Here is a 15,782-nt window from a genome sequence, read left to right as displayed (position 1 = left end):
ACGAACCAGATACGACATAGGGTGGCTTTCAGGCTGCCTCCAGCGCCGCCCTCACCGCGGCGATCGCATCATTGGCCTTCGAGGCGTCCGGGCCGCCGGCTTGCGCCATGTCGGGCCGTCCGCCACCGCCCTGCCCGCCCAATGCGGCCGAGGCAACGCGCACAAGATCGACAGCGCTGAAGCGGCCGACGAGATCGTCCGTCACTGCGACCACGACGCTTGCCTTGTTGTCTTCGCCCGCACCGACGAAGACGACGACGCCTGAGCCGAGCGAAGTCTTGCCGGCATCGGCCAGCGGCTTCAAATCCCTAGGTGAGACGCCGGAAACCGCCTTGCCGAGGAAGCCGATACCGGCGACGGTTTCGGTGGTGGCCGGAGCATCGGCCGCGGCACCACCGCCCAGCGCGAGTTTCTTGCGGGCTTCGCTCAGTTCCTTCTCGAGCTTCTTGCGTTCCTCGAGCAGCGCCTCGACACGCGCCGGCACGTCGGCCGGCGAAATCTTCAACACAGCCGCCGTCGCCTTCAGGCGCCTGTCCTGCTCGTCGAGATATTTTCGTGCGGCTTCGCCGGTCAGCGCCTCGATGCGGCGCACGCCGGCGGCGACCGCGCTGTCGGAGACAACGCGAACCAGACCAATATCGCCGGTCGCCCGGACATGGGTGCCACCGCAGAGCTCGACCGAATAGGGCCGGTTGGCCTTGGCGCCATGCACGCCGGTGCCCATCGAAACGACACGGACCTCGTCACCATATTTCTCGCCGAACAGCGCCATGGCGCCTTCGGCGATGGCGTCGTCGACCGACATCAGCCGCGTCGTCACCGGGCTGTTCTGGACGACGATTTCGTTGGCCATGCGCTCGACCTCTTCGAGGTCTTCGGCCGAGATCGGCTTGTTGTGCGAGATGTCGAAGCGCAGGCGCTCGGGCGCGACCAGCGAACCTTTCTGCGCGACATGGGTGCCCAGCACCTCGCGCAGCGCCTCGTGGATCAGATGCGTTGCCGAATGATTGGCGCGCAGCCGGGTGCGGCGCGCATGGTCAACCTTCAGCTCGACGGCTGCACCTGGCTTGACCGTGCCGTTCGTCACCTTGCCCAGGTGCACGAACAGGCCGTCGGCCTTTTTCTGCGTGTCGGAAACCTCGATCGAGAAACCTTCGCCGGAGATGATGCCGGTGTCGCCCATCTGGCCGCCGGACTCGCCATAGAACGGCGTCTGGTTGACGACCACCGCCACCGCGTCGCCCTTGATCGCGCTGTCGACGGTCTTGCCGTCCTTGACCAGCGCCTGGATGAGGCCTTCCGCCTGTTCGGTCTCGTAGCCGAGGAATTCGGTGGCGCCGGCCTTCTCGCGTACAGAAAACCAGATGGTCTCGGTGGCCGCGTCGCCGGAGCCAGCCCAATGCTTGCGCGCTTCGGCCTTCTGCTGCTCCATCGCATGGGTGAATCCGGCAAGGTCGACCGAGATGTTGCGCTGGCGCAGTGCGTCCTGCGTCAGATCGAGCGGGAAGCCGTACGTGTCATAGAGCTTGAACGCCGTCTCGCCATCCAGCATATCGCCGGCGTGCAGCGTATCCGTCGCCTCCGAGAGCAGGCCGAGGCCGCGCACCAGCGTCTTGCGGAACCTGGTCTCCTCGAGCTTCAGCGTCTCGGTGATCAGCTGTTCGCCGCGCAGCAGTTCGGGATAGGCCTGGCCCATCTCGCGCACCAGCGCCGGCACCAGTTTCCACATCAACGGCTCCTTGGCGCCGAGCAACTGCGCATGGCGCATGGCGCGGCGCATGATGCGGCGCAGCACATAGCCGCGGCCTTCGTTCGACGGCAGCACGCCGTCGGCAACCAGGAAGGAGGACGAGCGCAGATGGTCGGCAATGACGCGGAAGGAGGCGACCGTCTCCTTGTCCGGGCCCTGCCCGAGCGCCGATGACGCCGCATCGATCAGGTGGCGGAACAGGTCGGTCTCGAAGACGCTCTCCACCCCTTGCAGGATGGACGCCATGCGCTCCAGGCCCATGCCGGTGTCGATCGACGGCCGCGGCAGGTCGATGCGCTCATCCTTGGTGACCTGCTCATATTGCATGAACACCAGGTTCCAGAATTCAAGGAAGCGGTCGCCATCCTCCTCCGGGCTGCCGGGAGGGCCGCCCCAGATGTGCTCGCCACGGTCGATGAAGATTTCCGAGCACGGCCCGCACGGTCCGGTGTCGCCCATCGCCCAGAAATTGTCGGAGGTCGGGATGCGGATGATGCGGTCGTCGGAGAAACCGGCGATCTTCTTCCAGAAGCCGGCCGCCTCGTCATCGGTGTGATAGACGGTGACCAGCAGCTTGTCCTTGTTCAGCCCGAACTCCTTGGTAATCAGGTTCCAGGCCAGTTCGATGGCGCGCTCCTTGAAATAGTCGCCGAAGGAGAAATTGCCGAGCATTTCGAAAAAAGTCAGGTGGCGCGCGGTGTAGCCGACATTGTCGAGGTCGTTGTGCTTGCCGCCGGCGCGGACGCTTTTCTGCGCGGTGGTGGCGCGCGAATAGGACCGCTTCTCCAGGCCGGTAAAGACGTTCTTGAACTGCACCATGCCGGCATTGGTGAACATCAGCGTCGGGTCGTTGCGCGGCACCAGCGGGCTCGAGGCCACGACCTCGTGGCCCTCCTTGCGGAAATAGTCGAGGAATGTCGACCGGATCTCGTTCACGCCACTCATGACTGCTGCCTTTTCGCGAAAACCGCCGGCACGGCCGGCGGACACTGGTCTCTGCTTTTTAGAAGATTGACTTGGCCTTTTAGCGGGCACGCCCCACCCTGTCCAGAAACACGGAATTGGGCCATCCCGGCAACTGCCAAGCCGGCTTCACGCTGCCCAAAAACGAAAACCGCCGGCGCGAAGGCCGGCGGTTTGAAACGCAATACTAAAGAACTCGGTTACTTAAGCATCGGATAATAGACTGGATTTTTATGGCCGAACTCTGGCCGTGCCCTACATGGCGCCGGATTCTTCCTCGAAGCCGTCGTCGCTTTCGCCGCGCTCGGGGCCGCCATTTTCAAGAAATTTCTCGGCGATCAGCCCGGCATTCTGCCGCAGCGCAAGTTCGATCTCACGCGCCGTGTCGGGATTGTCGCGCAGGAACAGTTTGGCGTTTTCGCGACCTTGGCCGAGACGCTGCGAATTGTAGGAGAACCAGGCGCCGGACTTCTCGACCACGCCGGCCTTGACGCCGAGATCGACCAGTTCGCCGGTCTTGGAGACGCCCTCGCCATACATGATGTCGAACTCGACCACCTTGAAGGGCGGCGCCAGCTTGTTCTTGACGACCTTGACGCGGGTCTGGTTGCCGACGACCTCGTCGCGGTCCTTGACCGAGCCGATGCGGCGGATGTCGAGGCGCACCGAAGCGTAGAATTTCAGCGCGTTGCCGCCGGTCGTGGTTTCGGGCGAACCGAACATGACGCCGATCTTCATGCGGATCTGGTTGATGAAGATGACCATGGTGTTGGAGCGCGAGATCGAGGCGGTCAGCTTGCGCAGCGCCTGGCTCATCAGACGCGCCTGAAGACCGGGCAGAGAATCGCCCATCTCGCCTTCGATTTCGGCGCGCGGCGTCAGCGCCGCCACCGAATCGACGACCAGCACGTCGATGGCGCCTGAACGCACCAGCGTGTCGCATATTTCCAGCGCCTGCTCGCCGGTGTCCGGCTGCGAGATCAAGAGGTTTTCCAGATCGACGCCGAGCTTGCGGGCATAGACCGGATCGAGTGCGTGCTCGGCATCGACGAAGGCGCAGATACCGCCTTTCTTCTGGGCTTCGGCAACTGTGTGCAGCGCCAGTGTCGTCTTGCCCGAGCTTTCCGGCCCGTAGATCTCGACGATGCGGCCGCGCGGCAGGCCGCCGACGCCAAGCGCGATGTCGAGGCCCAGCGATCCGGTCGGCACGGTTTCGATCTCGACGACCTGCTCGTTGGCGCCAAGCCGCATGATCGAGCCCTTGCCGAAGGCGCGCTCGATTTGCGACAGCGCCGCGTCCAGAGCCTTTGATTTGTCCACCGCTTTGTCCTCTACAAGCCGCAAAGAATTCTGAGCCATGATACATCACCCCTTGGTCGTCAATGAAGGCCGGACAATCCGTAATCCCTGCCCATTTTGTACTACTTTTGTTCTCGTTTGGCAAGAGGGATCAAATAACTGAAAAACAATCATTATCCGGATTTGTTCTTTTTTTGTCTCGTGGTTTGGTTTTCGGACGCGTTCCGCATTGGGCCAGATGCTCCGGCTGTTTCGATGGGCCGAATCGCCGGCTCGCCTGCGAAGCTCGGTCGCACAGCCTAGCGCTTGTCTGGTTCGAATAACAAAGGTCATATCGCCGGCATGGTGAAATCAGCAAAGATACTGGCGGTGGGCGGCGCCCATATCGATCGCCGCGGCCAGGTGTCGGGCACGTACGTGCCCGCGGCGTCCAACCCCGGCACGATGCGCGAGGATGTCGGCGGCGGCGTCTTCAACGCGCTGCGCAGCCTGGTGCGGCGCGGCGTCTCGGCCTCGCTTTTGTCGGTGCGCGGCGGCGATGCCTCGGCCGAGACGGTTGCGCGCGCCATCGCCGACTCCGGCATTGCCGACCTGTCGGCGGTTTTCCTCGACCGCACGACGCCGAGCTACACGGCGCTGATCGATCGCGACGGCGAGCTGATCACCGGCTTTGCCGATATGGCGCTCTACGATTTGGCGTTCCCCAAGCAGATCCGCCGCTCCAAGGTGCGCGAGGTGGTCGCCGAGGCCGATGCGGTGCTCTGCGACGCCAATCTGCCATCAACGGCGCTGGAGCGGCTGGTGGGGCTCGCCGCCGGCAAGCCGGTGTTCGCCATCGCCATTTCGCCGGCCAAGGTGGTGCGGATGATACCAGTGCTGAAGGAACTCGCGCAGGTCTTCATGAACCGGCGCGAGGCCATGGTGCTGGCCGGCGTCGATGCCAATGCCACCGAGCGCGAGATCGTCGACGGACTGCGCTGCAGCGGCCTCACCAGTGGCGTGGTGACGGCGGGCGACGGCCCGGTGCTGGGATTCGACGAAGCCGGCGCCTTCTCTATCCTGCCGCCGGCGCCGAGAAAAGTCGCCGACGTCACCGGCGCCGGCGACGCGCTGGCCGGCGCCACCATCGCTGCCCTGCTGCGCGGCCTGCCCCTGCGCCAGGCATTGCGCGAGGGCGTTGCCGCCGCCACGCTGGCCATTGAAAGCGCCGACGCGGTTCCGGCCTTCACGATTGCGACCTTCACCGAGGCACTGGCTCTTGTGCCCGACGCGCAGGAAATGGCATGAGGGCGGCCAATTGCCATTGCCGGAGCGCGACGTCCAAGCGGACGCGCGGATCTCCGGATCGGAGACCATCATGACACCGCAAAGCGCCCGCCCCTTCATCGACCTCCACGCGCCCGTGGCCGAGGCGCTCGCCGCTGGCCGCCCCGTCGTGGCGCTGGAAAGCACCATCATCACCCATGGCATGCCTTACCCCGACAATGGCGCCATGGCCGCCAATGTCGAAAAGATAATCCTGGACAATGGCGCGGTGCCAGCGACGATCGCCGTGGTCGCCGGCCGCATCAAGATCGGGCTTTCCGACGGCGAGCGCGAGTCGCTGGCGATGACCGGCGACGCCATGAAGCTGTCGCGCGCCGATCTCGGCTTTGCGGTGGCGCAAGGCCGCACCGGCGGCACCACGGTCGCCGCCACCATGATCGCCGCTGACATGGTCGGGATAAAGGTGTTCGCCACCGGCGGCATTGGCGGCGTCCACAAGGGCGCGGAAAAGAGCTTCGACATCTCGGCCGATCTCGACGAGTTGGCGCGCACGCCGGTCATCGTCGTCTCGGCCGGCGCCAAGGCGATTCTCGACATCGAAAAGACGCTGGAAGTGCTGGAGACGCGCGGCGTGCCGGTGATTGGCCATGGCTGCGAGACGATGCCGGCCTTCTGGTCGCGGCATTCGCCGTTCCGCGCGCCGCTGACCCTGCACAGACCGGAAGAGATCGCGCATTTCTACAAGACCAGGGCGGCACTTGGCCTGGTCGGCGGCATGCTGATCGCCAACCCGGTGCCGCAGGACGATGAAATCCCGGCCGACGAGATGGCCGGCTATATCGAGGCCGCGCAGAAGGCGGCGGAAGTGCAGAATGTGACCGGTAAGGCGGTGACGCCGTTCCTGCTGGGCAAAATCCTCGAACTGACCGGCGGCCGGAGCTTGAAGACCAACATCGCGCTGGTCGAGAACAATGCGCGGCTGGCGGCGAGGATTGCGACGGCGCTGTAGGATCGCCTACGTCGGCGGGACAGCACCCCCCTCTGGCCTGCCGGCCATCTCCCCCGCAAGGAGGGAGATTAACAGCTTAGCCGCAGGCTCCCATTTTCAACGTTGGTGATTAGCGAAGGCCAATGTGACAACTGATCTCCCCCCTTGCGGGGGAGATGTCCGGCAGGACAGAGGGGGGTGGGAAGAAACGCGGCGGTCCCGGTTCACTTCCCCGCCCTTCGTCCCGCCTCATACGCCCGGCGCGCCCACACCCTCATCTCGTCAGGATCATCAAACGCGTCGTCGGGAATGCTCCAGTACGGCATCGCGACCAGCTTGCCGTGGCGGGTGCCGGTATAGGTCCATTGCTTGCAGCCGGCGGCTTCGAAGTCGGGCGCGCTTTGCTCGTCAGCCTTGAGCAGCAATTCGCCGCGCAGCACGATGGCGACGATGACGCCGTCGAAATAGATACCCTTGCCGCCGAACAGTTTTCGGATACTGACCGGGCCGAGGCCTTCGAACAGCTCTTCGATGCGTTCATTGTCCATGCCGCAATCATGTCACCGGGCTTGCCATGGCTGCAACCAAAAACCATGCTGGCAAGTTGAGAGCCATCCGTCGGAGTTCTGTCATGCCGCTGCTGCTCAAGGGATCCTGCCGCTGCGATGCCGTCCATTTCGAGGTGGAGAGCAACACGCCGGTGCCGTTCATGCTGTGCTACTGCTCGATCTGCCGCAAGCAGCAGGGCGGCGGCGGCTTCGCCATCAATCTCGGCGCCGATTACAAGACGCTGAAAATCAAGGGCAAGCGCAATCTCGGCGTCTACCAGGCCGAGATCGCGGACGACGAGCATCCAAAGTGCGAGATTTCGACGGGCGAGCGCAATTTCTGCAAGAAGTGCGGTTCGGCGCTCTGGCTCTACGATCCGACATGGCCGGACCTGGTCCACCCCTTCGCCTCGGCAATCGACAGCGAGTTGCCGAAACCGCCGGAGAAGGTGCATCTGATGTTGAAATACAAGGCGAGTTGGGTCGAGCCGGTGATCGGCAAAAAGGACAAGGTCTTCGACGTCTATCCCGAGGAATCGATCGCCGACTGGCACAAGCGGACGAAGATGTGGGTGAAGTAAGCAGGGAGGCGCGGAGCGCGACTTCCGATGGTCAGCGCTGCCCCTCATCCGGCCCTTCGGGCCGTTCGTCATTCGAAAAGCCAAGCAATTGGCTTTTCGCCCGCTGCGCGGACCATTCCTCACCTCCCCGTGAACGGGGAGAAGGAAGATCAGGCCGAAGCGCGCGCCTCAGCCAGCGCCTTCAGGTCGGCGGGCTTCAGTTCGACGGATTCGCCGCAGCCGCAGGCCGAACTCTGGTTCGGGTTGTGGAAGGTGAAGCCGGTGCGCAGCGTCGTCTGCTCGAAATCCATCTCGGTGCCGAACAGGAAAAGGGCAGCCTCGGGCGCGACATAGACATGCGCGCCGTCGCGTTCGATATGGTCGTCCTTGGTATTGGGCTCGGTCACCAGGTCGACCGTGTATTCCATGCCGGCGCAGCCGCCCTTCTTGATGCCGAGGCGAATGCCATGCGCATTGTCGCGCGTGGCGACGATCTCGCGCACCCGGTCGGCGGCCTTTTCGGTCATCGTGATGACGGCGAAGCGTCCCATTCTTTTTCCTCTTCCATTCCATGCAGGTTCAAGGCCTGCCGAATGATTCCTCACCTAAAATGGTGAAGTTTTACCACTGGTGCAAGTGCACCAACCTCAGTCAACCTAGTACCAGCCCACCGCCACCTGCGCCTCTTCCGACATGCGGTCGGGCGACCAGGGCGGGTCGAAGGTCATGTTGACCTCGACGCCGGAGACGCCTTCGACGGCGCCGACGGCGTTTTCCACCCAGCCGGGCATTTCGCCGGCCACCGGACAGCCGGGCGCGGTCAGCGTCATGTCGATCTTGACCGCGCGGTTGTCCTCGATGTCGATCTTGTAGATGAGGCCGAGCTCATAGATGTCGGCCGGTATTTCCGGGTCATAGACCGTCTTCAGCGCCGAGACGATGTCGTCGGTCAGCCGCGCCAGCTCGTCGGCGGGAATTGCCGAGGCGGAAACCACCGGATTGACGGCCGCTTCCGGCGCGGTGGTGTGGCTCGCATCATCCATGGTCGTCATCCAAAGAACCTGTCACCCGAAGAACTTGCGCGCTTTTTCCAGCGCATCGGCCAAAGCGTCGACTTCGGCCCTGGTATTATACATGCCGAACGATGCCCTGCATGTGGAGGTTACGCCAAAGCGTTTCAACAGCGGCTGGGCGCAATGGGTGCCCGCGCGGACGGCAACACCTTGCCTGTCTATCACCATCGACACGTCATGGGCATGAATGCCCTGCAATTCGAAGGAAATGATGGCGCCCTTGTCCGGCGCGTCGCCGAAGATGCGCAGCGAGTTGATGGCGCGCAGCCGCTCGTGCGCGTAGGTCTTGAGGTCGGCCTCGTGCGCGGCGATGCGCTCGCGGCCGATCTTTTCCATGTATTCCAATGCTGTACCCAGCCCGATCGCCTGGACGATCGGCGGCGTGCCGGCCTCGAAGCGGTGCGGCGGCTCGTTGTAGGTGACGACGTCTTCCGTCACTTCCTCGATCATCTCGCCGCCGCCCATGAAAGGGCGCATGGCCGAGAGAATATCCTTCTTGCCGTAAAGCACGCCGATGCCGGACGGCCCGTAAACCTTGTGACCGGTGAAGACGAAGAAATCGCAGTCGAGGTCCTGGACGTCGATCGGCATGTGCACGGCGCTCTGGCTGCCATCGACAAGTACGGGAATGCCACGCGAATGCGCGATGCGCACGATTTCCTTGATCGGCGTCACCGTGCCCAGCGCGTTCGACATATGCGTGATGGCGACGAGCTTGGTCTTGTCGGTCAGGCGCTTTTCGAATTCCTCGATGTGGAAGATGCCGAGATCGTCGACCGGCACCCAGACCAGCTTGGCGCCCTGCCGTTCCCGGATGAAATGCCACGGCACGATGTTGGAGTGGTGCTCCATGATCGACAGCACGATCTCGTCGCCCGCGCCGATATTGGGCATGCCATAGCCGTAAGCCACGGTGTTGATGGCGGCTGTCGTGTTGGAGGTGAAGACGATGTTGTCGGTGCTTGGCGCATTGAGGAAACGGCGCACCGTCTCGCGCGCCTTCTCATAGGCGTCGGTTGCGGCATTGGACAGGAAATGCAGGCCGCGATGGACGTTGGCGTATTCCTGGGAATAGGCGTGCTGGATCGTATCCAGCACCACCTGCGGCTTCTGCGCCGAGGCGCCATTGTCGAGATAGACCAGCGGTTTGCCGTAGACTTCGCGCGACAGGATCGGGAAGTCGCGGCGGATCGCCTCGACGTCGTATGGGGTTGTTTCGATCTTCTGGTCCATTACAAGCTCTCTTGAGGCACCGCCTCACTTCGTCACGCACCCCTCATCCGACCGAGCTTCGCTCGGCCACCGCCCGGGGCGAGTCACTTGCCTCGCCCGTCCTTCGGACCCTACAAGGGGAGAAGGGAAAGAGGCGCTTACCCGTGCGCCACGAACCAGTCGTCCAGCCTTGTTTCCAGGGCCTCGACGATGGTTTCGTCGTCCAGTTCCTCGATTACTTCGGCCACGAACGCCTTCACCAGCAAGCCGCGGGCGCTCTTCTCGTCGATGCCGCGCGCCATCAGGTAGAACAGATGGTTGTGGTCGATCTCGGTAACGGTCGCGCCATGGCCGCAGATGACGTCGTCGGCGAAGATCTCCAGCTCAGGCTTGGTCGAGAACTCGCCATCGTCCGACAAAAGCAGCGTGTTGCAGGCCATCTTGGCGTTGGTTTTTTGCGCGTATTGGTGGACGTTGATGCGGCCCTGGAAGACGCCGCGCGCCTTGCCGGTCACGACATTGCGGATCACTTCCGTCGACGTCGTATGCGGCACGGCATGGTCGAGCACCATGGTCACGTCGGTGTGGGTGTCGCCGGCGAGCAGGTTGATGCCGCGCAGTTTGAAGTCGGAGCCTTCGCCCGTGGTCTTCACCACGATCTCCTGGCGCACAAGCTTGCCGCCGGCATTCATGAAAAACAGCGTCAGCTTCGAATTCTTGCCGAGATGCGCCTTGAACTGGGCAAGATGCGTGGCCGTTTCCGGCTGCTCCTGCACGATCAGCCAGGTAACGTCCGCACCCTCGCCCAGAACGAGCTGGCTGACCGAGCTGCCCAGTGCCGCGCCCTCGCCGGCCTGACGCTCGACGAGAGCAGCTTTGGCGCCGGCGCCGACACGCACGGGAAAGCGCACATGCACCTGGCCACCGGCCTGCAAATTCTGCAATTCGATCGGCTTTTCCAGTGCTGTGCCATCCGCAATGTCGACGAAATAGCCGTCAGCGACAAAGGCGGTGTTCAGCGCACCGATGGCGTCATCGCTGCCATAGGGATCGAGGCCCGGTGCGATCGAGCCGTCAGTCAGCTTTTCCGACAGGCGCTGGATGGTCACGCCTTCGATCGCGGGGAATTTCGCGCCGGAGACGCCGTTCAGAACCGCCAGCACGGCGGAGCCTTCGACGATGGGCGCCAGCCCCTTGGCGGCGGCCGTCGGATCGAACGCCGGCACCGCAGTCAACAGCCGGCGCAGGTCAGTGTAATGCCAGGATTCGATGCGCCGCGTCGGCAGCCCGTGCTTGATTGCCTCAATGGCGTCGTCGCGCTTCAGCATCACCGCGCCGTCACCCGGCAGCAACGACAGACGCTCGCCAAAGGCGTCGATCAGCGCCGTTTCGGCCTGCGTGCGCTGGGGTTGTGTATGCATATTCATCAGTTTTGCCCCGCCTTTCAGCATAAAATGGCCTTCTGGCGTCTCACGCGGCTTCGCCGATCACGCCGGCATAGCCATTGGCTTCGAGATCGAGCGCCAGCGACTTGTCGCCGGACTTGATCACCTGGCCCTTGTATAGGACGTGCACGCTATCGGGCACGATGTGCTCGAGCAGGCGCTGGTAGTGGGTGATGACGATGATGGCACGGTCGGGCGAACGCAGCGCGTTGACGCCGTCCGAGACGATCTTCAGCGCATCGATGTCTAGGCCTGAATCGGTCTCGTCGAGCACGCAGAGCTTTGGCTCCAGCAGCTTCATCTGCAGGATCTCGGCCCGCTTCTTCTCGCCGCCGGAAAAGCCGACATTGAGCGGCCGCTTGAGCATCGCCATCTCCATCGAGAGCGAGGCTGCCGCCTCTTTCACCCGCTTCAAAAATTCCGGGATCTTCAGCGGCTCCTCGCCGCGCGCCTTGCGCTGCTCGTTCATCGCCACTTTCAGGAATTCCATGGTCGCGACGCCAGGTATCTCCATCGGATACTGGAAGGCGAGGAAGATGCCCGCGGTGGCGCGCTCGGCCGGATCCATTTCGAGGATCGACTGGCCGTTATAGAGGATGTCGCCTTCGGTGACCTCATAGTCCTCACGGCCGGCGAGGATGTAGGACAGCGTCGATTTGCCCGAGCCGTTCGGACCCATGATGGCAGCGACCTCGCCGTTTTTCACCGTCAGGTTCAGGCCGCGGATGATCTCGGTGCCGTCATCGACGATGCGGGCATGCAGGTTCTTGATCTCAAGCATTTTTTCTTTCCTGGATATATTGTCCGGTCAGCCGACCGAGCCCTCGAGGCTGATGCCGATAAGCTTCTGCGCTTCGACCGCGAACTCCATCGGCAGCTGCTGGATGACATCCTTGACGAAGCCGTTGACGATCAGCGCGATCGCCTCCTCTTCCGGGATGCCGCGCTGCATGACGTAGAACTTCTGGTCCTCGGAAATCTTCGACGTCGTCGCCTCATGCTCGAACTGCGCCGTCGAGTTCTTGGCTTCCATGTAGGGCACGGTGTGCGCGCCGCACTGGTCGCCGATCAGGAGACTATCGCAATTGGTGAAGTTGCGGGCGTTGGTCGCCTTGCGGTGCGCCGAGACCTGGCCGCGATAGGTGTTCTGCGAGAAGCCGGCGGCAATGCCCTTGGAGATGATGCGGCTCGACGTGTTCTTGCCGAGATGGATCATCTTGGTGCCGCTATCGACCTGCTGGTAGCCGTTCGACACAGCGATCGAATAGAACTCGCCGGAGGAATCGTCGCCGCGCAGGATGCAGCTGGGATATTTCCAGGTGATCGCCGAACCGGTCTCGACCTGCGTCCACGAGATCTTCGAACGGTGGCCGCGGCAGTCGCCGCGCTTGGTGACGAAATTGTAGATGCCGCCCTTGCCCTCGGCATCGCCGGGGTACCAGTTCTGCACCGTCGAATATTTGATCTCGGCATCGTCGAGCGCCACCAGTTCGACGACGGCGGCATGCAGCTGGTTCTCGTCGCGCTGCGGCGCCGTGCAGCCTTCGAGATAGGAGACGTAAGCCCCCTCCTCGGCGATGATCAGCGTGCGCTCGAACTGGCCGGTGTTCTTCTCGTTCATGCGGAAATAGGTCGACAGCTCCATCGGGCAGCGCACGCCCTTGGGCACGAAGACGAACGAGCCGTCGGTGAAGACAGCCGAATTCAGCGTGGCGTAGAAATTGTCGGATGTCGGCACGACCGAGCCGAGATATTTCTGCACCAGCTCCGGATGCTCGCGGATGGCTTCCGAGATCGAGCAGAAGATGACGCCGGCCTGCGCCAGTTCCTTCTTGAACGTGGTGACGACGGAAACGGAATCAAACACCGCGTCGACGGCGACACGGCCCGATTTGTAGACGTTGTCGCTGGGCTCCTCGAGATCGGAGACGTCGGTTTTCTGCACGCCGGCGAGGATTTCTTGTTCCCGCAGCGGAATGCCGAGCTTCTCGTAGACCTTCAACAGCTCGGGATCGACGTCGCTCAGCGAGGTCGGGCCGGGCGTGCTCTTGGGCGCCGCGTAGTAATAGAGGTCCTGAAAATCGATCTTCGGATAATGGACGCGCGCCCAGGTCGGCTCTTCCAGCGTCAGCCAGCGCCGATAGGCTTCCAGACGCCATTCCAGCATCCAGGACGGTTCATCCTTCTTGGCCGAGATGAAGCGAATAATATCTTCGCTCAGGCCCTTGGGGGCCTTGTCCATCGCGATCTCTGTCTGGAATCCGTATTTGTACTGGTCGACGTCGATCTTTCGGACCCGATCGATCGTGTCCTGCACAGCAGGCATAAGCGTTCTCCATCCACGCCGGGGTCAAGGCCCGACAGTTTTCAAACTATGGCATCGCCGAGGGCTGCCCATGAGGCGCCGAAGGCGGCGTAAGTTTCATATAGTGCGTCTCGGCCGGGAATTCACCCGGCCACTTGCAAACGCACGGCTCTACCAGGCCGCGAGGCCTGAATTCCTTGTCGCCGCCTCAGGCGGCTTGTTCCCTGCCCGCCCGGCGCTGGGCAATACCGGCCAGCGCAGCACGGAACAGTTCGATATCCCCGGCACTCGTTGCGTGGCCGATGGACACGCGCAAAGCGCCCAGGCTGTCGCCGTAACCCATGGCTTTCAGCACATGGCTCGGCCCGACCTTGCCCGACGAACAGGCCGATCCCGCCGACAGCGCCACGCCAGCCAGATCGAACGCGATCTGCGCCGTCTCGGCCTTGATGCCGGGAATAGCGAAGAATGTCGTATTGGCAAGCCTTGGCGCGCCGGTTCCGAAGATTTCTGCGTCCGGCACCAGCGTTTTGAGTGTTTTCTCGACCTCGCCGCGGCGTTGCGCGATCGCTTCGACGTCTTTCAGTCCAGCCAAAGCCTGCCGCGCCGCGGCGCCAAAGCCGGCGATGGCCGCCAGGTTTTCGGTGCCGCCGCGATGGCCCTTTTCCTGGCCGCCGCCATTGATCAGCGGCTTCGGCATCATCAGATCGGCTGCCGCAACGACGGCGCCGACACCCTTGGGGCCGCCGATCTTGTGCGAAGACAGAATCAAATAGTCGGCGTAAGCCGCTGACATATCGATGGGACCACGGCCCGCAGCCTGCACCGCGTCGACCACCAGAATGCCGCCCGCCGCCTTGACGATTGCAGCGATTGCCTCGATCGGCTGGATGACGCCGGTCTCGTTGTTGGCGGCATGGATCGCGACCAACGGCAGGCCTTCGGCCTTGTCATGCGCGGCCAGAGCGGCTGTCAGCTGAGCGAGGTCGGCAATGCCATCGGCGTCGACGCCGATCCGCGAAACCTGTGTTGCCGGGAAGCGGCCGCCGTTCAACAGGCAAGGGTGGTCGGCCTCGCAGACATAGAGCCGGCTCATGCGCACCGTGCCACGGCCCATCCGCCAATCCGGTGTCAGCAGCGTCGATGCGGCTTCCGTCGCGCCGGAGGTGAAGACGACATGCTCGGCCTTGGCGCCGACAAGTGCCGCCACATCGCGCCGGGCAGTGTCGATCAGGCGCCGCGCCGCGCGCCCCTCGGCATGCACCGACGACGGATTGGCGACGAGATCGAGCGCGGCAATCATCGCCTCGCGCGCCTCGGCAATGAGCGGCGCGCTGGCATTGTAGTCGAGATAGGCGCGTGCTGCGGCCATTTTCACCCAATCGATCCCGTCAAGACCCTTTCCGCAAGGATAGCGCGTTATTTCCTTGAAATTGCAAGGCAAGACGTCCTATTTACGCGGCTTGCGGCGAGGATGGCCGGGCCGTCACGGCTGGCTATCCAGTTTTGAACAATTCTAAACTAGCTTCTAAGAAGACGCTTGCCCTGCGTCAAGGCCCGGAAGGGCTGGGGCTAGAGTAAAGAGTTGTTCCGGGCGCCGCGCATTCGTATGCCATTTGGAGTAGTTCATGCCTGAGGTCATTTTCACCGGTCCGGCCGGCCGCCTGGAGGGCCGCTACCAGCCTTCCAAGGAGAAGAGCGCGCCGATTGCCATCGTGTTGCATCCGCATCCGCAATTCGGCGGCACGATGAACAACAAGATCGTCTATGACCTCTTCTACATGTTCCAGAAGCGCGATTTCACCACGCTTCGCTTCAACTTCCGCGGCATCGGCCGCAGCCAGGGCGAATTCGACCACGGCACCGGCGAATTGTCGGATGCCGCCGCAGCGCTCGACTGGGTGCAGTCGCTGCATCCGGATTCCAAGAGCTGCTGGGTGGCCGGTTATTCCTTCGGCTCCTGGATCGGCATGCAGCTTCTGATGCGCCGGCCCGAGATCGAGGGCTTCATCTCGATCGCGCCGCAGCCCAACACCTATGATTTCTCGTTCCTGGCGCCCTGCCCGTCATCGGGTCTGATCATCCATGGCGATGCCGACAAGGTGGCGCCGCCCAAGGATGTGCAGGGCCTGGTCGACAAGCTGCACACGCAAAAGGGCATCACCATCACGCAGAAGACCTTGCCAGGCGCCAACCACTTCTTCGCCAACGACGCCGATCTGCTGCTCGAGGAATGCGCCGACTATCTCGACCGACGGCTGGCCGGCGAATTGTCCGATCCGCGGCCGAAGCGGCTGCGCTAAGAGCAATTCCAGGAAAAGTGTAAACGGGTTTTCCGTCCGGAATTGCGTCAAAACAAAAACTCCCGGTCCG

General features: G+C 63.0%; 14 protein-coding genes. 4 read left to right on the top strand and 10 right to left on the bottom strand.

From position 1 onward, the window contains the following. Nucleotides 1–28: 28 nt before the first annotated feature. Nucleotides 29–2,695 (bottom strand): alanine--tRNA ligase, encoded by a 2,667-nt coding sequence (gene alaS, locus ACYG9V_RS18255; protein WP_352764999.1) that lies wholly within the window; start codon nt 2,693–2,695, stop codon nt 29–31. Between the two features lie 273 nt (nt 2,696–2,968). Further along, the gene (gene recA / locus ACYG9V_RS18250; protein ID WP_023669117.1) at nt 2,969–4,072 is read right to left on the bottom strand and encodes a recombinase RecA; all 1,104 of its coding nucleotides are present in this window, start codon (nt 4,070–4,072) and stop codon (nt 2,969–2,971) included. Between the two features lie 282 nt (nt 4,073–4,354). On the opposite strand from recA, the gene ACYG9V_RS18245 reads away from it, so the two are divergent. Both ACYG9V_RS18245 and ACYG9V_RS18240 read left to right on the top strand, forming a co-directional pair. Then, nucleotides 4,355–5,299 (top strand): carbohydrate kinase family protein, encoded by a 945-nt coding sequence (locus ACYG9V_RS18245; protein ID WP_023739396.1) that lies wholly within the window; start codon nt 4,355–4,357, stop codon nt 5,297–5,299. 70 nt (nt 5,300–5,369) lie between these two features. After that, nucleotides 5,370–6,287, top strand: coding sequence for a pseudouridine-5'-phosphate glycosidase (locus ACYG9V_RS18240; RefSeq protein WP_023748562.1), 918 nt, complete (start codon nt 5,370–5,372; stop codon nt 6,285–6,287). A gap of 203 nt (nt 6,288–6,490) precedes the next feature. On the opposite strand, the gene ACYG9V_RS18235 is transcribed toward ACYG9V_RS18240, so the two are convergent. Further along, nucleotides 6,491–6,814, bottom strand: coding sequence for a TfoX/Sxy family protein (locus ACYG9V_RS18235; protein ID WP_023669120.1), 324 nt, complete (start codon nt 6,812–6,814; stop codon nt 6,491–6,493). Between the two features lie 83 nt (nt 6,815–6,897). Between ACYG9V_RS18235 and ACYG9V_RS18230 the strand changes: the two genes are divergently transcribed. After that, nucleotides 6,898–7,395, top strand: coding sequence for a GFA family protein (locus ACYG9V_RS18230; protein WP_023697559.1), 498 nt, complete (start codon nt 6,898–6,900; stop codon nt 7,393–7,395). Between the two features lie 149 nt (nt 7,396–7,544). Here ACYG9V_RS18230 and sufA read toward each other — a convergent pair whose 3' ends face one another. From sufA to ACYG9V_RS18195, 7 genes are all read right to left on the bottom strand, one after another. Next, nucleotides 7,545–7,925, bottom strand: a complete 381-nt coding sequence (gene sufA, locus ACYG9V_RS18225) for a Fe-S cluster assembly scaffold SufA (RefSeq protein WP_013532156.1) — start codon at nt 7,923–7,925, stop codon at nt 7,545–7,547. Between the two features lie 105 nt (nt 7,926–8,030). Continuing rightward, the gene (locus ACYG9V_RS18220) at nt 8,031–8,417 is read right to left on the bottom strand and encodes an SUF system Fe-S cluster assembly protein (RefSeq protein WP_023684865.1); all 387 of its coding nucleotides are present in this window, start codon (nt 8,415–8,417) and stop codon (nt 8,031–8,033) included. A gap of 21 nt (nt 8,418–8,438) precedes the next feature. Beyond that, entirely contained in the window at nt 8,439–9,680 is a 1,242-nt protein-coding gene (locus tag ACYG9V_RS18215) for a cysteine desulfurase (RefSeq protein WP_352759275.1), read from the bottom strand. A 137-nt stretch (nt 9,681–9,817) separates the two neighbouring features. Continuing rightward, complete coding sequence (gene sufD / locus ACYG9V_RS18210; RefSeq protein WP_023825123.1) at nt 9,818–11,086, bottom strand: Fe-S cluster assembly protein SufD; 1,269 nt, start codon at nt 11,084–11,086, stop codon at nt 9,818–9,820. 43 nt (nt 11,087–11,129) lie between these two features. Further along, nucleotides 11,130–11,885 carry a Fe-S cluster assembly ATPase SufC gene (sufC, locus tag ACYG9V_RS18205; protein ID WP_352500028.1) on the bottom strand — a complete coding sequence of 252 codons (756 nt, stop codon included), beginning with the start codon at nt 11,883–11,885 and terminating at the stop codon, nt 11,130–11,132. A gap of 27 nt (nt 11,886–11,912) precedes the next feature. Beyond that, the gene (sufB, locus tag ACYG9V_RS18200; RefSeq protein WP_023706434.1) at nt 11,913–13,430 is read right to left on the bottom strand and encodes a Fe-S cluster assembly protein SufB; all 1,518 of its coding nucleotides are present in this window, start codon (nt 13,428–13,430) and stop codon (nt 11,913–11,915) included. Nucleotides 13,431–13,617: 187 nt separating this feature from the next. Beyond that, complete coding sequence (locus ACYG9V_RS18195; protein WP_023754370.1) at nt 13,618–14,781, bottom strand: cysteine desulfurase family protein; 1,164 nt, start codon at nt 14,779–14,781, stop codon at nt 13,618–13,620. A 256-nt stretch (nt 14,782–15,037) separates the two neighbouring features. Between ACYG9V_RS18195 and ACYG9V_RS18190 the strand changes: the two genes are divergently transcribed. Continuing rightward, nucleotides 15,038–15,712 carry an alpha/beta hydrolase gene (locus tag ACYG9V_RS18190; protein WP_023669128.1) on the top strand — a complete coding sequence of 225 codons (675 nt, stop codon included), beginning with the start codon at nt 15,038–15,040 and terminating at the stop codon, nt 15,710–15,712. The last annotated feature ends 70 nt before the right edge of the window (nt 15,713–15,782 follow it).

Source organism: Mesorhizobium sp. W016, assembly GCF_054719485.1.
Note: the sequence above shows the minus strand (reverse complement) of the source record. Positions and strands in the feature narration are given on the sequence as shown.